This window comes from Campylobacter concisus (assembly GCF_003048985.1).
GTDB lineage: Bacteria > Campylobacterota > Campylobacteria > Campylobacterales > Campylobacteraceae > Campylobacter_A > Campylobacter_A concisus_AY.
Genome location: NZ_PIRS01000004.1, coordinates 99,845 through 120,668, shown reverse-complemented (window position 1 = coordinate 120,668; position 20,824 = coordinate 99,845). Strand labels below are relative to the sequence as shown.

24 protein-coding genes are annotated in these 20,824 nt (G+C 40.6%); 20 read left to right on the top strand and 4 right to left on the bottom strand.

Annotation, left to right across the window (positions count from 1 at the left end):
• Position 1: 1 nt before the first annotated feature.
• On the top strand, positions 2–757 hold the full coding sequence (locus CVS91_RS04215; protein ID WP_199906230.1) for a flagellin: 756 nt from the start codon (positions 2–4) through the stop codon (positions 755–757).
• Between the two features lie 421 nt (positions 758–1,178).
• Here CVS91_RS04215 and rpoD read toward each other — a convergent pair whose 3' ends face one another.
• Positions 1,179–3,032 (bottom strand): RNA polymerase sigma factor RpoD, encoded by a 1,854-nt coding sequence (gene rpoD / locus CVS91_RS04210; RefSeq protein WP_107830524.1) that lies wholly within the window; start codon positions 3,030–3,032, stop codon positions 1,179–1,181.
• Between the two features lie 150 nt (positions 3,033–3,182).
• Between rpoD and CVS91_RS04205 the strand changes: the two genes are divergently transcribed.
• Positions 3,183–3,992, top strand: a complete 810-nt coding sequence (locus CVS91_RS04205; RefSeq protein ID WP_107830522.1) for a flagellar hook-basal body protein — start codon at positions 3,183–3,185, stop codon at positions 3,990–3,992.
• Positions 3,993–4,007: 15 nt separating this feature from the next.
• A complete protein-coding gene (gene flgG, locus CVS91_RS04200) occupies positions 4,008–4,796 on the top strand; it encodes a flagellar basal-body rod protein FlgG (RefSeq protein ID WP_002942100.1) in 789 nt (262 codons plus the stop codon).
• A 256-nt stretch (positions 4,797–5,052) separates the two neighbouring features.
• Here flgG and CVS91_RS04190 read toward each other — a convergent pair whose 3' ends face one another.
• From CVS91_RS04190 to CVS91_RS04185, 3 genes are read right to left on the bottom strand one after another with little or no spacing between them, the layout of a single operon-like run.
• Positions 5,053–5,493 carry a sel1 repeat family protein gene (locus tag CVS91_RS04190; RefSeq protein WP_107830518.1) on the bottom strand — a complete coding sequence of 147 codons (441 nt, stop codon included), beginning with the start codon at positions 5,491–5,493 and terminating at the stop codon, positions 5,053–5,055.
• Between the two features lie 9 nt (positions 5,494–5,502).
• Positions 5,503–6,066, bottom strand: coding sequence for a tetratricopeptide repeat protein (locus CVS91_RS10665; protein ID WP_413784153.1), 564 nt, complete (start codon positions 6,064–6,066; stop codon positions 5,503–5,505).
• A 22-nt stretch (positions 6,067–6,088) separates the two neighbouring features.
• Positions 6,089–6,448: a tetratricopeptide repeat protein gene (locus tag CVS91_RS04185; RefSeq protein WP_199906229.1), complete on the bottom strand. Its 360-nt coding sequence runs from the start codon at positions 6,446–6,448 to the stop codon at positions 6,089–6,091.
• A gap of 149 nt (positions 6,449–6,597) precedes the next feature.
• On the opposite strand from CVS91_RS04185, the gene CVS91_RS04180 reads away from it, so the two are divergent.
• From CVS91_RS04180 to glyS, 17 genes are all read left to right on the top strand, one after another.
• On the top strand, positions 6,598–7,260 hold the full coding sequence (locus tag CVS91_RS04180; RefSeq protein WP_107830516.1) for an AzlC family ABC transporter permease: 663 nt from the start codon (positions 6,598–6,600) through the stop codon (positions 7,258–7,260).
• The gene (locus CVS91_RS04175) at positions 7,257–7,592 is read left to right on the top strand and encodes a branched-chain amino acid transporter permease (RefSeq protein ID WP_107830514.1); all 336 of its coding nucleotides are present in this window, start codon (positions 7,257–7,259) and stop codon (positions 7,590–7,592) included. The genes CVS91_RS04180 and CVS91_RS04175 overlap by 4 nt, the downstream gene beginning before the upstream one ends.
• 85 nt (positions 7,593–7,677) lie before the next feature.
• Positions 7,678–8,724, top strand: coding sequence for a type II asparaginase (locus CVS91_RS04170; protein ID WP_107830512.1), 1,047 nt, complete (start codon positions 7,678–7,680; stop codon positions 8,722–8,724).
• 83 nt (positions 8,725–8,807) lie between these two features.
• Positions 8,808–9,299, top strand: coding sequence for a DUF1877 family protein (locus CVS91_RS04165; RefSeq protein WP_107830510.1), 492 nt, complete (start codon positions 8,808–8,810; stop codon positions 9,297–9,299).
• A gap of 291 nt (positions 9,300–9,590) precedes the next feature.
• Positions 9,591–10,190 carry a LysE family translocator gene (locus CVS91_RS04160; protein WP_107830508.1) on the top strand — a complete coding sequence of 200 codons (600 nt, stop codon included), beginning with the start codon at positions 9,591–9,593 and terminating at the stop codon, positions 10,188–10,190.
• Positions 10,191–10,263: 73 nt separating this feature from the next.
• Positions 10,264–10,623, top strand: coding sequence for a DsrE/DsrF/TusD sulfur relay family protein (locus CVS91_RS04155; RefSeq protein ID WP_107830506.1), 360 nt, complete (start codon positions 10,264–10,266; stop codon positions 10,621–10,623).
• A gap of 17 nt (positions 10,624–10,640) precedes the next feature.
• On the top strand, positions 10,641–11,534 hold the full coding sequence (locus CVS91_RS04150) for a DUF4299 family protein (protein ID WP_107830504.1): 894 nt from the start codon (positions 10,641–10,643) through the stop codon (positions 11,532–11,534).
• Between the two features lie 132 nt (positions 11,535–11,666).
• Complete coding sequence (locus CVS91_RS04145) at positions 11,667–13,214, top strand: flavocytochrome c (protein ID WP_021084358.1); 1,548 nt, start codon at positions 11,667–11,669, stop codon at positions 13,212–13,214.
• A gap of 124 nt (positions 13,215–13,338) precedes the next feature.
• On the top strand, positions 13,339–13,824 hold the full coding sequence (locus tag CVS91_RS04140; protein WP_107830502.1) for a 3-isopropylmalate dehydratase small subunit: 486 nt from the start codon (positions 13,339–13,341) through the stop codon (positions 13,822–13,824).
• 9 nt (positions 13,825–13,833) lie between these two features.
• Positions 13,834–14,901 (top strand): 3-isopropylmalate dehydrogenase, encoded by a 1,068-nt coding sequence (leuB, locus tag CVS91_RS04135; protein WP_009294095.1) that lies wholly within the window; start codon positions 13,834–13,836, stop codon positions 14,899–14,901.
• Positions 14,898–15,143, top strand: a complete 246-nt coding sequence (locus CVS91_RS04130) for a hypothetical protein (RefSeq protein WP_002941772.1) — start codon at positions 14,898–14,900, stop codon at positions 15,141–15,143. Before leuB ends, CVS91_RS04130 begins: the two co-directional genes overlap by 4 nt.
• Positions 15,125–15,565: a CiaD-like domain-containing protein gene (locus CVS91_RS04125; RefSeq protein ID WP_199906228.1), complete on the top strand. Its 441-nt coding sequence runs from the start codon at positions 15,125–15,127 to the stop codon at positions 15,563–15,565. Before CVS91_RS04130 ends, CVS91_RS04125 begins: the two co-directional genes overlap by 19 nt.
• Positions 15,525–16,697, top strand: coding sequence for a CCA tRNA nucleotidyltransferase (locus CVS91_RS04120; protein ID WP_107830498.1), 1,173 nt, complete (start codon positions 15,525–15,527; stop codon positions 16,695–16,697). The genes CVS91_RS04125 and CVS91_RS04120 overlap by 41 nt, the downstream gene beginning before the upstream one ends.
• A gap of 74 nt (positions 16,698–16,771) precedes the next feature.
• Complete coding sequence (locus CVS91_RS04115; RefSeq protein ID WP_107830496.1) at positions 16,772–17,251, top strand: tRNA (cytidine(34)-2'-O)-methyltransferase; 480 nt, start codon at positions 16,772–16,774, stop codon at positions 17,249–17,251.
• On the top strand, positions 17,248–18,630 hold the full coding sequence (locus CVS91_RS04110) for an endonuclease/exonuclease/phosphatase family protein (RefSeq protein WP_107830494.1): 1,383 nt from the start codon (positions 17,248–17,250) through the stop codon (positions 18,628–18,630). The genes CVS91_RS04115 and CVS91_RS04110 overlap by 4 nt, the downstream gene beginning before the upstream one ends.
• A 3-nt stretch (positions 18,631–18,633) precedes the next feature.
• Complete coding sequence (locus tag CVS91_RS10285) at positions 18,634–18,786, top strand: hypothetical protein (RefSeq protein WP_199906227.1); 153 nt, start codon at positions 18,634–18,636, stop codon at positions 18,784–18,786.
• Positions 18,783–20,801: a glycine--tRNA ligase subunit beta gene (gene glyS / locus CVS91_RS04105; protein ID WP_107830492.1), complete on the top strand. Its 2,019-nt coding sequence runs from the start codon at positions 18,783–18,785 to the stop codon at positions 20,799–20,801. The genes CVS91_RS10285 and glyS overlap by 4 nt, the downstream gene beginning before the upstream one ends.
• The last annotated feature ends 23 nt before the right edge of the window (positions 20,802–20,824 follow it).

Genomic DNA, 20,824 nt, shown 5'->3' with positions numbered 1-20,824 from the left:
TATGAAGTTAGGAACTTATACTGCAAACCAGGCTTCAGGAAACTATTATTTAGATCAAGCTAAAAATAACGAGAAAAAGGCGCTAAACGCCATCTCTGCAAATAGCGAGATCAAAGCATCAGGTGCAAATTTGCAAATCGCAGAGAGCTTACTTTCGCAAACAAATGTCCTAAATGAGGGCATGGCAAATGCAAACGATATGATCGGTATGCTTCAGATCGCCGACTCAACGCTTTTAAATTTAAGTGAGAGTGCGGATAAGATCGGCGAGCTATCAAGCAAGCTTTCAAACCCAGCTCTTTCAGCGAACGAGCAAAAGGACATAAAAGGCGAGATAAATGCGCTTAAAAATGCGATGAGCGACAGTGTAAAAGAGGCTAAATTTAACGGCAAAAACGTTTTTGACGCCGAGCTTGGCTTTTTCACAGGTGAAGGTACAAAAAATATAAATTTAAGCACAAATGCTTTTTTAAATGTTAAAGAGGATGGCTCAAATTCTAGCGATATTTTGAAAAATATAAATTCACTTCGCTCAGAGATCGGCTCGACACAAAATGCTGTATTTAAGGGCATGAATGCTCTAGCTGCTAGAAGTGTAGCAAACGCTAATAGCGTAGAAAATCTTGATAGCAGCGACATAGCAAAGAGCTTGGAAGAAAATTTACAAGCAAATTTAAAGCTACATGCTGCATCTTTGGCTAAAGCTCACGACACTACGAGCTTGGCTGCAAAACTAGATAAACTTCTAGGCGAATAAATTTTACCGGTCTTGTGCCGGTAAAACTCTTTTTTATTTCTATTTTTTTTAACTTATAAAACATATTTGTAAATTAAAATTTTATGTTTCTTAAGCTATTGTTTTTGGAATTAAGTTAATTATACTTTAAGATGAGAGCTAAGAGCTATATGTAATGTTTAAAACAATTTTTGGGTATAGATGCTATAAATTTTTCAAAGAGAAAGTCCTTTAAAGGGTATAGGCGCTAATAATTTACCAAAAGAAAAGCTGTCTAGGCAAGAGTATATACACCAAAGTAGGGCAAAACACTATACAAAAACATTAAATTTTTTGCTTATCTCTTTTGGTGCTTTGGTTGCGAAAATAACTTGATTTTAGATTGGAGTATAAATTTAGAATTAAAATAGTTTAGATACAGATGCCCAAAGGGCAGGGCTTGTTAGCCCTCAATGTAGTTTTTGAGTTTTCTACCAACTTTTGGGTGTTTTAGTTTCTTGATAGCTGAGCTTTCTATCTGGCGGACACGTTCACGAGTGACATTTAGCGCCTTGCCTATCTCTTCAAGAGTGCGGTCGCTCTCATCTTCAAGCAGACCAAATCTCATCGAAATAACCGCTTTTTCGCGCTCATTTAGCTGTGAAAGCACATCGTCGATCTGCTCTCTAAGGTCGCTTTTTAAAATTTGATCTATCGGTGATAGAGAAGTTTTGTCCTCGACAAAATCTCCAAATTTACCGTCTTCTTCGTTTGCGATCGGAGCTTCAAGGCTGATAGGCTCTTTTGTGATCTTGATCACCTGTTTTACCTTATCAACGCTTAGTCCGACCTCTTTTGCGATGACGCTTACGTCAGGCTCTTTTCCCTCTTCTTGGAGGTATTTTCGGTTGATTTTGTTGATACGATTGATCGTTTCTATCATGTGGATAGGTATCCTAATCGTCCTTGCCTGATCGGCGATCGCGCGCGAGATAGCCTGACGGATCCACCATGTGGCGTAGGTTGAAAATTTATAGCCTTTTCTATACTCAAATTTATCAACCGCCTTCATAAGGCCGATGTTGCCCTCTTGGATGAGGTCAAGAAATGGCAAACCCCTGTTTGTATAACGTTTTGCGATACTTACAACTAGACGGAGGTTTGACTTAGCCATTCTAGCTTTTGCTTCGTCTGAAATTTTCTTTCCGCGTTTGATCTGCTCTAAAATCTCTTTTAGTCTTGCTGGCTCAAGATCAAAGCCTTGTTTGCTAGCCTCTTTTGTCGTAAAAAGCTTTTTGATCTCGACATAAGTTGAGACCATCGTAGCCTCTGGCACGCGGGCTGCGATCTCTTCTTTGCTAAGCTTGATGATATCTTTTAAGATGCTTTTGTGATTTTTCTTTAGCTCGTCACTAAACATCGGCAAGCGATACTCTAAGCGTTTTAGCTCTCTGTCAAATTCATCGTCGCTTTTAAGAGCCGTCTCCATTGATTTTACGATCTCGCTGATTAGCTTGCTTGTTGGCCCAAGATCCATCAGCTTCTCTTTTAAAATTTTCTTTTTAAACGCAAGCGTCATCTTTGAAGCTGTGTCGTCGCTTTCAACTTTATCTTGCTTATTTGCGGTCTTTAGCCACTCTTTTTTAGCCTTTTCAAGGGCTTTAAAGCTCTCTATAACTTTTTCTGCACGCTTGTCGTTTTTGGCCGATTTTTTAGGAGTTTCGTTCTCATCGTTCTCCTCATCCTCTTCGTCTATGTCCTCTTCGCCATCTTCGTTTTCATTTTCGCTCTCATCCTCAAAGCTTTTAAAAAGCTCTTTTACGCGGCGCTCTCTGTTGATAAGCGGCTCTTTATAATCAAGTATGAAATCGATCAAAAACGGCACCGAACAAAATGCATCGATGATGATATCCTCGCCAAGCTCGATCCTCTTGCTGATCTCGACCTCTTCTTCTTTTGTAAGAAGCGCGATCTGACCCATCTCTCTTAGATACATCCTTACTGGACTATCTGATCTTGACCACTCTAAAAGGTCGCTTTCGCCTGAAAGATCGAGGTCTTCGTCGATATCCTGGTCGCTTTTTTGAGCATTTTCTTGACGTTTTTTAGCATCGGCTAAATTTCTAAGCTTTGCAGCCTCAGCAGATGTGATGAGCTGGACTTTGTTTGTTTTTGCTAGTTGTTCTATCTTTTTTACTACCGTAGCCGTCGGAGCTTTGTCTAATAATTTTACTAATTTTTCGTATGTCAAAAAGCCTTTTGCATTTTCAACAAAAAGCTCTTCTATCTGAGAAAAAGAGTCTTTTGCGGCGCTCATAAATTTCCTTTCAAATCGTATCATTGTGATTTAAGTGTTGGTTAAAAGAAAGTGGATTATACCCAAAATTTTTTAAAAGTGTATAAAAAGAAAGTTGGAACGATGATTGCTTAGTAATTCTAAAAAATCAAATTTTGATTAGGAAATTTTATGCAAAATGGTTATTATCAAGCCACTGCTGGCATGGTAACGCAGTTTAACAGACTAAATGTCATCTCAAACAACCTTGCAAATGTAAATACGATCGGCTACAAGCGAAATGACGTAGTCATCGGCGACTTTGCGAGAATTTTTAAAGAGACGCAAGATGAGCTTCCGCTTAAAAATCACACAAAAGACGGAGCTAAATTTCTAAATAGAACGCTTGATCGTGTGCCACAAGTGAGCGAAGAATACACCGACTTTAGCGCTGGTGGCTTTAAATACAGCTCAAACACGCTTGACTTTGCGATAAAAAGAGATGATGCCTTTTTCTTAGTCGATACTCCAAATGGTGTAAAACTTAGCAAAAATGGCTCTTTTAGCCTTGACGCGGACGGATATATCGTCACAAAAGAGGGTTACAAGGTGCTACCAAGTGGCTATGAGGCGCAAAATCCTGGTCAAAGAGGCATCCAAGTGCCACAAGGCGAGGTGCTAACCGTTGATAAAAATGGAAATTTATACTCAAATAACAATCAATTTTCTAAATTTTACATCGCTCAGCCAAGAGAGATAAGGGATCTAAAAAAGGTTGGCGACAATCTCTTTGAGAGTAGAAATTTTGACGACATAACCGAGCTTGATGAGGCTGACAGCGTGATGCAAGGCTACGCTCAAATGTCAAATGTAAATCCAGTCTTAGAAATGGTGGGTCTTATAGAAACCCAACGCTTAGTTGATATGTATCAAAAGGTTATGACAAGCCACATGACTGACCTTAACCAAGATGCTGTTCAAAAACTAGCCCTAAAAGCTTAATAAAAGGATAAAACTATGATGAGATCACTTTACACTGCGGCCACTGGCATGATCGCCGAGCAGACGCAGATAGACGTAACCTCACACAACATCGCAAACGTAAATACCTATGGATATAAGAAAAATAGAGCTGAATTTGCTGACCTTATGTATCAAGTCATGGAGTACGCAGGCACGGCTACGAGCCAAACTACCACAAGCCCGACAGGTATCGAAGTGGGCCTTGGCGTGCGCCCAACAGCGATAAATAAAATTTTCTCTCAGGGCTATTTTAAAGAGACTAGTAACAACCTAGATATGGTCATAGCTGGCAACGGCTTTTTTCAAATTCAACTCCCTGATGGCACGACAGCTTACACTAGAAACGGTGCATTTAAGCTTGACGCAAACGGCACGATCGTAAATAGCGATGGCTATCAGCTCATCCCTCAGATCACAGTCCCTGCAAATGCGACACAAATTTCAATAGGCACAGACGGCACCGTCTCAGTGCTTCAAGCTGGCGAAACCGATATGGCTCAGATAGGTCAGATCGAGCTAGCAAATTTCATAAACCCAGCCGGTCTTCACTCGATGGGTGATAACAACTACCTTCAAACAAGCGCTAGTGGCGACGTGGTGGTAGGTGTAGCAGGTCTTGACGGACTTGGCACCATTAGACAGGGCTTTGTCGAGATGAGTAACGTGCAGCTGGTTGAAGAGATGACCGATCTTATCACTGGTCAGCGCGCATACGAGGCGAACTCAAAGGCGATAACTACGAGTGACTCGATGTTAGAGATAGTAAATGGACTTAAAAGGTAGGTGATATGGACGCGACTTTGGCTATTGTTGGACTTATACTCGTTCCTTTTACGCTTGATGTTTTTTACTTTTCAGATAGGACCCCAAAGGGCAAGGGTCCCAAAAGTCAGGTGCATTAAATTTATAGAGCATTATAAATTTGGCATTTTGCCGCTAATTAGCTCGCAAGAGTATTGGTAGTTTTATTTTTACCGCCAAGCTAAAACAGTAAATTTATGTTTTATAAAACACTATAGAGGATAGAAAATTTAATTTGCTAATACCAAAGAGAATTTAGTAAATTTCTCATATCACAGCCCTTTTTAAAGCCTAGCTCGCATGATCTTTGAAAGTAACTTTTGGCAGTCATTTTATCCTCTTTTTTGCCGTTATCTAAAAGCGCGTAGTTTAAAAATCTTGCGTATCTATTTAATATGATAGTTTGATTAAGCTCGCTACTCACGTCGTTGTAGCCATTTATATAGATGAGTGCAGCGCTGTAGCAACCCTCTTTCATATCATTTTCGCAAGCTAGTAAAAATATCTTTTGTAGTTTTTTAAAATCTTTATCATCGCTTGAAGAGTTATAAATTTTTGTAGCAGCCTTGTAACAGCTCGTTAAATTTGCTCTTATATCGCCCTCGCTTTGGCACATCTCGTCTAAATTTTCTGCATTTAAAAGCATAATGAAGGATAAAAACAAAATTAGCTTTTTCATAAACTCTCTTTAGTGAAAATTTCTAACTATCTCGCAAGCCTCTTTAAGACCTAGCTTGCAAGCTTTTTTAAGCTCTTTTTCTGCCAGCTTTTTATCCTTTTTTGTCCCTATGCCATGATAGTAAAAGTATGCAAGATGTTTGCACCCACTTGCGCTATCTAGCCTGCACGCTTTGTTGTAGTATCTAAACGCCACTTCATCGTCTTTTTCTACGCCAAGTGCGTCGTCGTAAAGGCTGGCTAGGTTATTACAAGCATCGGCAAAGTCAAGCTTGCAAGCTTTAAAATAGAGCTTACTGGCCTTTTCATACTCTTTTTGCTCTTGATATAAGCTCGCTAGGTTGTAACAAGAGATGCTAAAGTCGCTATCACAAGCCTTTTTGTAAAGCTTTACCGCTTCTTTGTAGTCGCGCTTTACGCCAGGGGTGTTGTGGTATAAAACGGCTAGGTTGTAGCATCCTTCATAGAAATTTTGTTCGCAAACTTCTTTGTAAATTTTAGCAGCCTTTTTGTAGTCTCTTTTTACGCCGCCGCCGTTATTATATAAAACTGCGATGTTAAAACAGCTTTGTATAAAAGCTAGATCGCAACCCTTTTTAAATTTTGTATTCTTTCATCTCTTGATACTCAACACCAAGGTTGTGGCAGGCAAATTTATTGCTCTCATCGCAAGCTTTGTTAAGAATTTCTAGCGATTTTGCCATGTCTTTTTTTACGCCAAGTCCGCTTTTGTAAAACTCAGCCAGATAGATGCATGCGTCTAAATTTTTAACCTCGCACTCACTTTTGTAAATTCCAAATAGCCTTTTATACTCATCATCGCTGTATCTGCGGCTAAAATCAATGCAGTTATCCTCGATATTGCAGCTATTTGCTTGAGGGATTTTGATCATTGGATTTGTTGTTAAAGCTATTAAATTTAGTGTTAAAAATATTAGTAAAACTATCTTTTTCATAGAAATTTTCTTTATAAATTTTGTTGTTATTTTATAAAATTTAGTTTTAAAATGTGAGCAAGCAGTTAAATTTATAAAAGTAAAAATGCCTCTTTAAATTTAAATTTTTAAATTTTTGCTAATATTTTGGCTTTTTATGAAGGTAAAATTTGACATTTAGCTACGTTTTTAAACTATCCATTCCTATTTTTATGGGCTATTTTCCGCTTGGTGTCGCCTTTGGCGTGCTGGCAAAGAGCATGGCAGTGAGTGCATTTATCGCCATGGCGCTTAGCATGCTTGGATACGGCGGAGCAGCGCAGTTTATGATGCTCTCGCTCTTTAGCGTGGGCACGAGTTACGTTGAGGTCTTTATCGTGAGCTATCTTGTAAATTTGCGCCACACTTTTTATGGGATTTCACTTTTAAAAGAGTATAGCGGGATCAAATTTAAGCTTTTAAACATCGCTTTGCTAACAGATGAGACCTTTGCGATATTTAAAAATTTAGGGCTAAAAGATGCAAGTGATCGAAGTTTTGTCTTTACCTGGCTAAATCTTTTATCTTGGTCATACTGGGCGGCTGGAACGCTGCTTGGAGCGATACTTGGTGACTTTATAAAGACCGATACAAGGGGACTTGAGTTTAGCTTAACAGCGCTTTTTACAGTAGTCGTCATTGAGATGTTTAAAAGTGATAAAAACTACCGCGTGCTCTTTGCGGCGGTCTTTTTTGGAGTGCTTGGAGTGAGCCTCTTTCCAGCTAAATTTGTGCTTGTTGGCTCAATGGCGCTTTGTTTTGTATTTTTGCTTTTGTTTAAGGATAAAATTTGATAAGTGTAAGTTCAAGCGAGATGGTGCTTTTTGTGGCGGTGCTTTTAAGCGCCTTGGCTACTTTTATAACGAGGGTGACGCCATTTTATGCGTTAAGAAACTATAAGTCAAACCCATATTTAGACGCCATTGAGAAGCACATGGGTATGATGATAATGGTCGTTTTGGTCTGCTACGGGCTAAAAGATACGAAATTTAGCGAGTTTCCATATGGCTTAAGCGAGATAGTGGCGGTTTTTACGGCTATTTTGGTGCATTTAAAGTTTAAAAACGCCCTTCTTAGCATAGTCGTTTCGACTGGAATTTATATGTTTTTGATAAGAATTTTTTAAATAAATATAAATTTTGAAAATTAATAAATTTTTTAAATATATGACGTTATAATGCTCTAGCAAATTTTAATGCAAAGGAGTTAAAATGCGTTTAATCTTTAAGGCGGTGTTACTCATGATTTTAGGTGCTACTTTAGCGGTTGCTAAGCCAACCATCTACATCCTAGCTACTGGTGGAACGATAGCAGGAAGCGGCTCAGGCTCGCTTGATTCAAGCTATACTTCTGGAACTGTTACGGTCGATAAACTAATCGCAGCCGTGCCAGATATCAACAAGATCGCTACCATAAAAGGCGAGCAAATTTCAAATATCGGCTCACAAGATATGAACAACGAAGTTTGGCTTAAGCTTGCTAATAGAATAAATGAGCTTCTAAACAGCGGCAAAGCTGATGGTATCGTCGTTACTCACGGCACAGATACTATGGAAGAGACAGCTTACTTCTTAAATTTAGTCGTTAAAAGCGACAAGCCAGTCGTGCTTGTAGGTGCGATGAGAAATAGTGGCTCACTAAGCGCAGACGGCCCACTAAATTTATTTAACGCTGTAAATGTAGCTATCAGCAAAGATAGCGTAGGCAAGGGCGTTGTAGTTGTAATGAATGATGAAATTCACGCGGCTCGTGAGGTTACAAAAACTAACACAACAGGCGTTGATACATTTAAATCACCAAACAGCGGCAAAATCGGCACAGTCTTTTATGGCAACGTAAAATACTATATGAATCCGATCAGAAAACACACAGCAAGCTCAGCTTTTGACCTAAGCGGCGTAAAAGAGCTTCCAAGAGTTGATATCATCTACTCTCACGCAAATGACAACCCTGACTTTGTAAATGTAGCTGTTAAAAACGGTGCAAAAGGTATCGTTAGCGCTGGTCTTGGCAACGGCAACCCTTACTTTAGCGTGCTAGACGCACTTGGCGAGGCTTCAAAAGCTGGCGTAGTGGTAGTCCGTGACTCACGTGTGGGAAGTGGCGAGACAACTATGAACGGCGAAGTTGATGACGCAAAATACGGCTTTTTAACAAGCGACAACCTAAACGCTCAAAAAGCTAGAGTGCTTTTGATGCTTGCTCTTACAAAAACAAGCGACAAAGCTAAAATTCAAGAGTATTTCTTAACTCACTAAATCTAAATTCTCGTGGCGGAACTATTAAATTTATAGCTCCGCCCCCTCTTTTTTCAAATTCAAATTAAATTTAAGGCTCTAAAATGGGTATCAGTGCGCACTACTACGCCTACTTGCAAGATGATATAGAAAAGATCAAAAATGGCGATGTCGGCGAGCTTTTGGACGAATACGACTTGAATAATTTTTGGGACGCGATGTGTAAGATGCTAACTGGTAAAAATTTCTCCCAGAGGCTTAAGACTGGCGATATTTTTAGCTCAAATGAGCCTTTTAGCTGGGCTATTTTTGGGCGTAGTGCGCTAAACGAAGAGCTAAGCGAGATGATCTCTTACACAAATGCCACAGATGTAAAAGAGGTGGCTAGGGCGATGAAAAATGTTGAGATTAGCGCACTTTTAGCAAAGATAAATTTAAAAGAATTTGCAAGCTCAAAGACATATCCTGACATTTTTGGGAGCGAGAGCGAATTTGAAGATATAAGGGCGAGTTTAAAAGAGCACTTTACTGGACTTTTAAAATTTTATCAAAATGCCGCCAGTAAAGGGCTTGGCGTGATAACAGTAATAGCCTAAATTTATAAATTTAAAAATGAAAAATGAGCTATTTTGCTTTAAATTTAGCCAGCTTTAAAGGCAAATAAATTTATAGAGTGCCTAGATGGCAAAAGATAAATTTGCCATCTAGGCTGCGAAACACATATAAAATTGCCTTTGTTTTTGCACTAAATTTATTAAATTTATATGCCTAGCGCCAAAAGCCAAATTTCTCACGTCCAAAAGCAGGCTAAATTTGTTAATAAAGCGCTCTTTATCATAAATTTATAGATTTTGATTTAGCATTTCACTAAAATTTCAAGGCATCTCATGAATTTCTTGCTATTTTTTATCACCCTTGCGCCCATCTCGATGATGCCAGGCATCAACATGACTTATGCGATGAGCGTTGGTATGAGCTTTGGCTACAAGCACTCGTTTTTCGTGATGGCTGGGCAGCTTTTAGCGATCACGTTTGTCTCGTTTAGCTGTATGCTTGGCGTGGGCGCGGTGCTACATCATTTTGAGTACGCATTTAAGGCGCTAAATATCATCGCAGGCCTTTATATGCTCTATCTTGGCGTGATGCTCTTTTTTGGCAAGGGCGAGCTTAGCATCACAAAGGTCTCAAATTTGCCAAGCAAAAAGCAGATGTTTATAAATGGCCTCATCGTTAGCGTCTCAAACCCAAAGGCGTGGATATTTTTCTCAGCCTTGCTGCCTACATTTTTGGATAAAGACGATCCATTTAGCCTCACTCGTATGTGCATGATCACCGTAACGCTCGTTTTCATCGAGTTTTGTGCGCTAAATATCTACGCACTTGGCGGAGCTATGCTAAAGAAATTTTTACAAACGCACCTAAGGCTACTTGAAATTTGCACTGCCATCATCGTCTGCACGATCGGCGTGCTCTTGCTTTTTAGATAAATTTATCCCCATTTTACCTAGCTTGGCTAAAATTTGTCCAGTTTGCACTACATTTTTAGCAAAAGGATAAGAGATGAAAAAATTTCTATTTATATTTACAAATCAGCCATATAACGGCACAGATAACGCTTACAACGCACTAAGGCTGGCTAGAGCGCTAAAAGAAAAGGGCGAAGAGGTTAGGATCTTTCTTATGAACGACGCAGTCGATCTTGCGCGAAATAGCACTAAAAAGCCAGAAAACTACGACGTCGATCTAGTAGCGATGCTAAAGGAGCTTTACGCTGGTGGCGCGATGCTTAAGGTTTGTGGCAGTTGCCAAACAAGGTGCGGTTTGCATGTGGGAGAGCCTTATTTTGAGGTTGAGGTGAAAGGCAGTATGGATATCTTATCCGAGTGGGTGAGAGAGTGCGATCAGGTGATGACATTTTAGAGCAAAAAGGAGAATTTATGAGTTTGACATTTAGTGTAAAAAATAAAAAGAAGCTGCTTGGCGGATACGCAAAGCCGCTAAGCGAGCGTGAAATTTCAGCTCTTGTTGAGGGGCTTTTCTTTTTTAACAGCGAGCAAGAGGAGCCAAGCGCAAATGAGCTGGGCGCTGACGTGATGATAGCAGGCGTGTGGCAAAAGAGCGCTCGTGGTTTTGAGCTAAACTACGAAGATGGCGAGTATATCGTGCGTGTTTATACTCCAAGTGGCGTCGGCGACTGGCAGATCGCACTTGAGCTACTCTCAAAGCTCTCAGCTCAAACTGGCTCAAAAATAGAGTGTGACAACGAAAAAATTTATGATAGTGAGCAAATTTTAAAATTTGACTACGAGACTGACATCATGTGGGGGCTTGAAGCGTTAAAAGATGCAAAAGAGAAAAATCAAACGCTTTATATCTCTGGCGTGGAGCGAGACGTGGCGTTTGACGCGGTTATGGTAGATGAAATCTTTACAAGTGCCAGCCCTGCGGCTAAATTTGATGAGATGATGAGGCAGGTGCAGTATCTTGACGCATACAGCGCAAGAGAGCACCTCTATCAAGACAAAGACGGCAACGAAATTCTTGGCACATATACACTTAGTGAAAATTTACCGACCATCTTGCCTTATGCTCCATCTCCGTCGTGGCAGGCGCAAGAGGCGCTTGGGGATCGCAAGGTATCGCGCTGGGTGCTTACGCTAGTTGTGGGCGTGGATGATAGTGACGCTCACGTGCTTGATGAGTGCGAATATGGAGCTTTCATGGCAAATTTACCAAAAGAAAAATACCACTTCATCGACGCTGCAAACGTGCTTGTTGAGCCACTTAGTGAAGATGAGATGAAAGAAATTTTGCAAAAGGCAAAGGCTTAAATTTGGAGTTTTAAGGGCTAGTATTAAAATTTGCTTTATAAATATTTTTAGTCAAATTTTCATAATTAAGTTTTATTTTATGCGTAATTGACGTATAATTTACTCCAAGAAATTTAAAAAAAGGAGCAAACAATGAAAGAAATTTCAAGGCGAAATTTTATGAAAATGGGTGCTACTGGTGCATTGGCACTTGCTGCTAGCAGTGCAAATGCTGGAGTTTTAGAGGCAAAAGATATTAAATTTGACGAGGAGTATGACGTCATCGTCATAGGCACAGGCTTTGCAGGATCGATGGCTACTTTGCAAGCGCTAAAACGCGGTAAAAAGGTGCTAATGATCGAGAAAATGGGACGAAGCGGCGGCAACTCAGTCATAAATGCTGGCAATATGGCTGTTCCAAATAATGAATTTCAAAAAGCAGCAGGCATAAAAGATAGCAAAGAGGCTTTTATCGCTGACTGCCTAAAAGATGGTCAAAATTTAAACCATGTCGATCTGCTTGAAGTCATCTACGACCGCGCAAATGACGCTTTTGAATACCTAAAAACGCTTGGCGTTGAATTTACTGGCAAGGTGATCTCAGCGAGCGGTCACTCTATAAAACGTGCTGTTCAGTCTAAAAACACAAGTGGTGCAGGATACGTTTTGCCTATGCACGATGCGATCGATAAAAATCCAAATGCCGTGACAAAAAGAAGGACTAAATTTGATGATTTTATCATCGATGAAAATGGCAGGGTTGTTGGCATAAAATGCAGGGAGGATTATAGATTTGATCATCAGCTTGCAAATGATGATAAAGAGAATAAAACTGGCACGCCAAAATGCTTTAAAGCAAAAGATGGCGTCATCCTTGCAGCAGGAGGTTTTAGCTCTGATAAGTGGTTTAGGATGCAGCAAGTGCCATATCTAAAAGATAATATCGAGACAGTTAGTCAGCCAGGTGCAACCTCTGGAGCGCTAGTAGCTGCGATGAAGCTTGGAGCAAACCCTATCCAACTTAGCTGGATCCAGCTAAACCCATACACAAACCCAACTGAAAGAGGCTTTGGCACATCTGCACTTTTTACAAATCACTGCGCAAATGACTACGGCTTAAGCGTCAATCCAAAAACTGGCAAACGCTTTATGAACGAGCATGCAGGCCGTAAGGTAAAGAGCGATGCGATCTTTGCTTGTATGGCGCAAAGCGATAAAAACGATAACTATCCAGTAAATATCTGCGATCAAGCAGCCGTTGATGCAAATAATATCGCTTATACTAAAAAGGGCGTTGAAGAGGGTTCTATAAAGAAATTTAACACACTTGAAGAGCTTGCAAAAGCTTATAATATCCCGCTTGAGCCATTTTTAGAGACTATTAAAAATTTCAACGAATATGTCAAAAATGAAAAAGACCCTGAGTTTGGCAAACCTTTGACAAAAGCTGATGTAAATGGCATTGGCATTACAAAAGCACCATTTTATGCGAGTGAGACCACGCCAAAGATCCTTTACTGCATGGGTGGTGTCGAGATAAATACAAAAGCGCAAGTCATAAGCGCAACTACTCACGAGCCTATCGCAGGTCTTTACGCAGCTGGCGAGATCACTGGTGGCGTGCATGGAGCAAGCCGTCTTGGCACGATGAGCATGGCTGATTGTATGGTATTTGGCATGGTTGCTGGAGAGAATATCTAATTTATTTTTACTTAAATTTAGCGGTTTAAATGCCGCTAAATTTAGCTTGCAAGAGCGCTTTTGATTATTTATTTAGCTTCTTTTGGTTAAAATCAGCCCAAATTTACAAAACTAAAGGTTAAAAATGAAACAAGGCAAAGTTTGGAAATTTGGCGATAACATCGACACTGACATCATCATCGCCGCAAGATATTTAAACACTTCAGACGAAAAAGAGCTAGCAAAACACATCATGGAAGACGCTGATCCTAAATTTAGCTCAAAAATAGCAAAAGGCGACATCATCGTAGCTGGCGAAAATTTTGGTTGCGGTAGCTCAAGAGAGCACGCCCCACTAGCGCTAAAAGAGGCTGGCATAGCAGCTGTTGTGGCTAAAAGCTTTGCTAGGATTTTTTATAGAAACAGCTTTAACACAGGGCTTTTGATACTTGAGATAAAAGAGACTGACGAGATAAACGAGAGCGATACGCTAAAGATCGACGTAGATAACGGCGTCATCGTAGATGAGAGCACAAAAAAAGAGTATAAATTTAACGCTATCCCGCCATTTATGCAAGAGCTTTTAAACGCTGGCGGCCTTATAGAGTACGCAAAAGCGAAGATGAACTAAGGAGCGGCGATGAAAAACTATAAAATTTGCGTTATAAAAGGCGATGGCATCGGCCCTGAGATCATCGACGAAGCGATAAAGGTTTTAGACGTTGTAAGCGCTGAGTTTGGTATCAAATTTGAGTACGACTACAAGCTTATGGGCGGCGCAGCCTACGACGTTTTTGGCGAGCCATTACCTGATGAGACGCTAAGCTCAGCGCTTAGTAGCGACGCTGTGCTTTTTGGTGCGATCGGTGGCGAGAAATGGGACAGCCTGCCAAGACACCTAAGGCCAGAGAGCGGACTTTTAAAGATCAGAAAAGAGCTAGAAGCTTATGCAAATTTACGCCCAGCTATCATTTTTGACGAGCTAGTGGATGCTAGCACGCTAAAGCCAGAGGTTTTAAAGGGCGTTGATTTTGTCGTGGTTCGCGAGCTAACTGGCGGGCTTTATTTTGGACAGCCACGTGAAAAAGGCGAAGATAGAGCGTTTAATACGATGGTTTATACTAAATTTGAGATCGAGCGCATCGCAAAGATCGCCTTTGAGACGGCTATGCTTCGCAAGAAAAAGGTCTGTATGGTCGATAAGGCAAATGTCCTTGAGACTAGCCAGCTTTGGCGCGAGGTGACAAGCGAGGTGGCAAAGGGCTATCCTGAAGTAGAGCTTAGCTTTATGTATGTCGATAACGCAGCGATGCAGCTAGTAAGAGCGCCAGCAAATTTTGACGTCATACTTACTGAAAATTTATTTGGCGACATTTTAAGCGACGAAGCGAGCATGGTTTGTGGCTCGATAGGACTTTTACCAAGCGCTAGCATGGGCGGCAAAGTGGGAATTTATGAGCCAATTCACGGCTCAGCTCCAGACATCGCAGGACAGGGCATAGCAAATCCGATCGCGACCATTTTAAGTGCAGCGATGATGCTAAGATACGCTTTTGGCGAGAGCGAAGCTGCAAATGCTATAGAAAATGCCGTAAAAACAGCGCTTGCAAAGGGATATAGAACAAAAGATATCGCCGCTTTTAACGCAGTTGAAATTTGCTCAACAAGCGAGATAGGCGACGTGATAGCAGGATTTATCAAAAAATGAAAAACACGATCACTGAAGCACTGATCTACGAGGCGCAGGGGTTAAAAGACGATGCGCTTGAAATTTACAAGAACATCTTAAAACAAGACCCGTCAAACAAAGACGCCCTTAGCGCGATAAACCGCCTGAGCGGACTTCGCAAGGAGCGCGTGATAAAAAACGAGCAGATGAAAGAGTTTTTTATCAGGATGAAAAGTGACGAAGAGATAAATGAATTTAAAAGGTGGTTGATAAGATTATGAAGCTTGATGATATCGCTAGGATGGCCATTAGTGAGGTTAGCGCCGAGCTTGAAAAGATAGAGGCACTGCAAAACAAAAAGCAAGAAGAGTTAGAGAGAGAAAATTTAAAAAAAGAGTTTTTAGCAATAGAAACTGCTGATGAGCAAGTGCTTGAAGAGCCAAAAGTAGAGGCAAGCGTGCTAAGCGTGTCAAGTGTGCAAAGCGAGCCAGAGCCAAAGATAGCGCAAATTTCGCCAAAGAGCAGGGAGATAAGTGATGAAGAAATTTTCTTAGCAAACCTTGCTGAGCGCATCGAGGTGCTTTTTGAGGGGCTTAAACAAACTAGCGAGCAAGACCTTAGCCAAAGACTCGAGCTAACGACTAAATTTTTAGAATTTACCCTTGCAAACATCGAAAATAGACTACAAAATCTCTCAAAATAATAAATTTGAGGCAAAAACTGGTACAAGCATTTACAAAAATAGCGAGCTAGACTTTTTTAGGTCGCTATTTGCCCCTTTTAGCAAGCGCGTCTATCTAGTCGGTGGCTGCATGAGAGATGCACTTTTGGGGCGAGAAATTTATGATTATGACATCGAAGTTTATGACATAAGGCCAGCTAAATTTGACGAGCTAATGGCTGGCATAAGAGCTAGTGGTGTTGGCAAAAGCTACTTCATCTACAAATACAAAAACTACGATCTTGGTCTGCCACGAAGCGAGAGTAAGACTGGAAATTCGCACAAAGACTTTGCCGTAAGCTACATAAATGATCCAAGCCTTGCAAGTCTTAGGCGTGATTTTACGGTAAATGCCATGATGATGAACATCTTTAACGGCGAAATTTTAGACTTTCATGGCGGCAAAAAGGACCTTGAGAGCAAGACGCTAAGGCACATAGATAGTGAGAAATTTAAAGAAGATCCGCTAAGGGTGCTACGTGGCGTGCAGTTTAGCGCGAGACTTGATTTTAGCATAGCTGACGAGACGCTAGAGCTTATGAAAACGCTTGATCTAGCGCATCTAAGTAAGGATAGGATAAATACCGAACTCATTAAATTTTTTCGCTCAGAGCATCTTGAAAAAGGAGCGTTTTATCTTTTTAAACTTTCACTTTTTAAAGAAATTTTTGGCGTGCAAATTTGCGAGAATGATGAGTTTTTGTCTGAGCTAAAGAGCGCTAGAAATTTCGTGGATGATGAGAGACTGTTTTTGTATATGCTTTTTGGTAAATTTGAGCTCGACGCAAAAGAAATTCTAGAGAAAATGCGCCTGCCAAAGAGCTACTTTTCTATCTTAAAAGAGCCATTTTTTAAAGGTATGCCAAGCGATAGAGAGCTACTAGAAATTGCTCTAAATATGCCCTTAAAATCGTGGCTTGGAGGTTATAATAAAGAGCGCATTGAGCGTGCAAAAGAGCTTGGGGTCTATGAGCGTAAATTTGAGCCAAAGATAGATGTGAGAGATATCTTGGCGGCTGGCTTTAAAAATGAGATGATCGCAGCTGAGATAAAACGCAGACAGGAGCTTGAAATTTCAAACTATCTTAGCGAGCACAAATTTAGAAAATCTTAATCTTTAAAACTCTTAAAAGCCCATTTTGGCTAAAATGAGCCAGTTTATAACACTTTTTAAGGCAAGAAAAACTTATGTTTAACATAGTCCTAGTCCATCCTCAGATACCGCAAAACACCGGAGCTATCGGCAGAATGTGCGTAAATGCAAATTTAAAGCTGCACATCGTTAAGCCAACTGTCTTTGATCTGAGCGAAAAGGCTGTTAGACGGGCAGGGCTTGATTATTGGAAAATCCTAAAGCCACAAATTTGGGAGAGTTTGGATGAATTTTTACAGGCAAATTTAAGCCACAAAGAGCGATTTTTCTTTGCTACGACTAAGACAAACAGACTTTACTACGACGCTAAATTTGAGCCAGGAGATTTTATATTTTTTGGCGGAGAGAGCACGGGACTGCCAAGAGAATTTATGGATATAAATTTCAAAAACGCCATAACGATTCCAATGGGAAAAGAGGGCAGGAGCTTAAATTTAGCCATGAGTGCTGGCATCATCGCGTATGAGGCGATCAGGCAAAATATCTCTAAATTTGACTTTAGGAGCGAGGTTTGAGAGCGCTCTTTGCACTAGTCTTTGCCGTTTTAGTCGCGTTTGCAAGCGAGATAAGTATCGCAACTTATAATGTGCAAAATTTATTTGACTGCAAGGATGATGGCAGCGAATATCCTGACTTTAAATCTAGCACTTCAAAGTGGGACTGCGAGGCGGCTAGCTCAAAACTAAAAAGAACAAGGCAGGTCATAGACGCCCTAGATACCGACATCATCGCACTTCAAGAGGTCGAAAACGAGCAGGTTTTAAAGGCTTTGGTTGATGGCAGTGGGTATAAATTTATAGCTTTTAGCAAGGCAAAAAACTCTCCAGTTGGGCTAGCTCTTATATCAAAGATAAAGCCAAGTGGCAGTGAAATTTTTGAAGTGCCAAATGTAAAAACTAGAAACATTTTAAAGGTTGTTTTTGAAGTGGATGGTAAGAAATTTAGCGTTTTTGTTAATCACTTCCCAGCTTATAAAAACGGCATAAATATGCAAAAAAAGGCTGAAAGAACGCTAAGAGCGGCCCTTGGCAATGAGCAAAATGCCATAGTTTTAGGTGATTTTAACTCACCTTATGGGCAAAAATCCATCTTAAACGATATCATCGCAACTCGTGGATTTTATGATCTATATAGCTTTTTAGCCCCAAAAGATAGATACTCTCATGCAGTCCATGGCAAAAAGCGAGCTATTGACCACGTTTTGCTCTCGCCTAGCTTTATGGCAAATGGCGATCTAAGCTACGCCCATGGCAGTTTTGAAGTCTTTAAACCAAGCTTTGTGCTTGATGAGCATGGCTTTGCAAAGAGTGATCTTTATTCAGACCACTTTGCACTTAAATTTAAAATCTCAACCAAACCAAGTCCTGCTAAATCAAATGAAAATTTAAAAAAAGAAGCTAAAAAAGTAGAAGAACAAAACTATAAAAAAACTGACATAGAGACGCTTTTTGAACGTCCTGAGGATGTGCCAGTCGTGATTGAAAGAGCCGTTGTCATCTTAAAAGATAAGCATGGCTTTATCATCTCAAAAAATCGCCGTGGAATTTACGTTTTTGATCCTAAAAATAGCGTCGGTGTGGGCGATGAGCTAGACATTTTGGTCAGGCGAGTGAAATTTTACAAAGAGGCGCTTGAAGTAAGCTCTTATGAGATCATAAATGAGCATGGCACAAAAGATGTAAGCGAAAATTTGCTAGATAGCTCAAAGCTAAGCATTGCAAGAAGCGGCGATGTGATCGCTAAAATTTCAGGCAAACTAGAGGGCGGCTACTTGCATACACTGCATGGCAAGATCAGAGTTTATAGCAAAAAAAGACTAAAAGATGGCGAGTATGGCTTTGAGAGGGCGAGGGTGAAAATTTATAAAAACGAAAAAGAGATCGTTGTGGAGTAGATGGTGCAAATTTTAGATATTTTTATGATCGCAGCGTTTGTTTTGTTTGTGATATTTATGATAAGAGGCGTCATTTTGCAGGCGCAAGAGAAGGAGAGAGCAAGAGAGATGATAAGAGAAAAAAGAGAAAATCTTAATAAAAAGAGTGAGATATGAAAGAGTTGTTACTAGAGATCGGAGTCGAGGAGCTTCCAGCGATACCATTTTTAAGGGAGCTACCAAACATCAACGCTAAATGGCAGGCTGTGCTTGAAAAATATAACATCAAAAGCGAGTTTAAATTTTACTACACTCCGCGCCGTTTGGTCTTTTTCCATGAGAAATTCCCATTAGCTCAGCCAGATAGCGTGGCTAGTTTCGTTGGCGCGCCAAAGCAAGTGGCTCTAAAAGACGGAGCTTTTACAAAGGCGGCACTTAGCTTTGCAAATAAATGTGGCATAAGCGAGAGTGAGCTTAAATTTAAAGAGATAGACGGCAAAGAGGTGCTTTACTACGAAAAAGAGGTGAAGGGCGAGCCGGTTGCTAAGATAATGGGCGACATGATCGAGGAGTTTTTAAAGAGTCTTAGCTTTGGCAAGTCTATGCGCTGGGGCAACGGCGAGTTTGAATTTATCCGCCCGATAAGATCGTTTTTGTGTTTGCTCGGCGATGAGGTCATTAAATTTAACAAATTTGGCGTAGAGAGCAGTAACTCTACCTATCCTCACAGAAGCATCAGCTACGATAAGATAAAAATTTCAAGTATAAAAGAGTATTTTGATGGCTCAAAGAGCCGTGGGGTCGTGCTTGAAGCGGATGAGAGAGAAAAAATAATCCTTGATGAGTTTGAAAAGATTAGCCAAAAAAGTGGGCTAAAGATCGAGATAGATAAAGAGCTGCTAGCTGAAGTCGTGGCTATCACCGAGTATCCAACGGCGCTTCTTGGCTCGTTTGAAGAGGAGTTTTTGGAGGTGCCAAGCGAGGTCATCATCACATCAATGAAAGAAAACCAGCGCTACTTCCCAGTCTTTAAAGATGGCAAGCTAGCAAATGGCTTTGTTGTCGTTAGCAACGCCATCACAAAAGACTACTCGCTCATCATCAAAGGTAACGAAAAGGTGCTAAGAGCAAGACTAAGTGACGCGATGTTCTTTTGGCAAAGCGACCTTAAGGCCGAATTTAGCCCAGAAAAACTAAAAAATATAACCTACCTAAAAGAGCTTGGAAGCATCTATGAAAAAGAGCTTAGAGAGCTAAAGGTGGCTAAAAAACTAGCTAGCAACTATGGTGAGCTACTTAAAAAAGAGGCTGGCGAGTACGCGGCTAAGCTAGAGCGAGCTGTGATGCTAAGCAAGGCTGATCTTACAACGCAGATGGTTTATGAATTTACCGAGCTTCAAGGCATCATGGGTGCTTACTACGCAAAGGCTAAAAATGAGGATGAAAACGTCGTTTTAGCCATAAAAGAGCAGTATCTGCCAGACGGCGAGGAGGCGCAGTGCCCAAGCAAGGTCTTTAGCTCGGTTGTGGCGCTTTCAAATAAGCTTGATACGCTAATGGGGCTCTTTAGCATCGGCAAAATCCCAAGCGGTACCAAGGATCCATACGCTCTAAGACGCGCAGCAAATGGCGTGATAAAGATCGTTTTGGCGCATAATCTGAAATTTAACGTAAAAGAAATTTTAGAAGATATCGCAAAAGATTATAAGAAATTTGACGTCGAAGTGCTTATAAATTTCATCCTTGATAGGCTCTATACCTTCTTTGACGCAAACGCTTCTATCGTAAAAGCTTGCATAAAAAGCGGCGAAAAGGACATCTTGGAGCTAACCAAGATGATAGGGGCGCTTGCTAAAATTTCAAGTGAGCCAAATTTTAGAGAGAATTTCTCGACATTTAAGCGCCTTGCAAACATCATAAAAGATGATAAATTTAGCAAGGTCGATGAGAGCCTCTTTGAGATAGATGCTGAAAAGGCCTTAAATGACGCGTTTAAAGCCGTCGATAAGAGCCTAGCATACGAGCCAAGGCTAAAAGCGCTATTTGCACTAAAGCCGCAGATAGATGAGTTTTTTGACAAAGTTATGATAAACGTTGAAAACGAGAAAGTACGAAATAACCGCGTCGCGATCATCGGTCAAATTTATAGCGAGATACTAAAAGTAGCTGATATAAAAGAGATCAGCTTTTAAATTTGGGCCAGCTTCGGGCTTTG

Coding starts and splice junctions, on each gene's coding strand:
- CVS91_RS04215 (WP_199906230.1), top strand. CDS start 2: ATGAAGTTAGGAACTTATACTGCAAACCAGGCTTCAGGAAACTATTAT.
- rpoD (WP_107830524.1), bottom strand. CDS start 3,032: ATGAGCGCCGCAAAAGACTCTTTTTCTCAGATAGAAGAGCTTTTTGTT.
- CVS91_RS04205 (WP_107830522.1), top strand. CDS start 3,183: ATGCAAAATGGTTATTATCAAGCCACTGCTGGCATGGTAACGCAGTTT.
- flgG (WP_002942100.1), top strand. CDS start 4,008: ATGATGAGATCACTTTACACTGCGGCCACTGGCATGATCGCCGAGCAG.
- CVS91_RS04190 (WP_107830518.1), bottom strand. CDS start 5,493: ATGAAAAAGCTAATTTTGTTTTTATCCTTCATTATGCTTTTAAATGCA.
- CVS91_RS04185 (WP_199906229.1), bottom strand. CDS start 6,448: ATGAAAAAGATAGTTTTACTAATATTTTTAACACTAAATTTAATAGCT.
- CVS91_RS04170 (WP_107830512.1), top strand. CDS start 7,678: ATGCGTTTAATCTTTAAGGCGGTGTTACTCATGATTTTAGGTGCTACT.
- CVS91_RS04165 (WP_107830510.1), top strand. CDS start 8,808: ATGGGTATCAGTGCGCACTACTACGCCTACTTGCAAGATGATATAGAA.
- CVS91_RS04160 (WP_107830508.1), top strand. CDS start 9,591: ATGAATTTCTTGCTATTTTTTATCACCCTTGCGCCCATCTCGATGATG.
- CVS91_RS04155 (WP_107830506.1), top strand. CDS start 10,264: ATGAAAAAATTTCTATTTATATTTACAAATCAGCCATATAACGGCACA.
- CVS91_RS04150 (WP_107830504.1), top strand. CDS start 10,641: ATGAGTTTGACATTTAGTGTAAAAAATAAAAAGAAGCTGCTTGGCGGA.
- CVS91_RS04145 (WP_021084358.1), top strand. CDS start 11,667: ATGAAAGAAATTTCAAGGCGAAATTTTATGAAAATGGGTGCTACTGGT.
- CVS91_RS04140 (WP_107830502.1), top strand. CDS start 13,339: ATGAAACAAGGCAAAGTTTGGAAATTTGGCGATAACATCGACACTGAC.
- leuB (WP_009294095.1), top strand. CDS start 13,834: ATGAAAAACTATAAAATTTGCGTTATAAAAGGCGATGGCATCGGCCCT.
- CVS91_RS04130 (WP_002941772.1), top strand. CDS start 14,898: ATGAAAAACACGATCACTGAAGCACTGATCTACGAGGCGCAGGGGTTA.
- CVS91_RS04115 (WP_107830496.1), top strand. CDS start 16,772: ATGTTTAACATAGTCCTAGTCCATCCTCAGATACCGCAAAACACCGGA.
- glyS (WP_107830492.1), top strand. CDS start 18,783: ATGAAAGAGTTGTTACTAGAGATCGGAGTCGAGGAGCTTCCAGCGATA.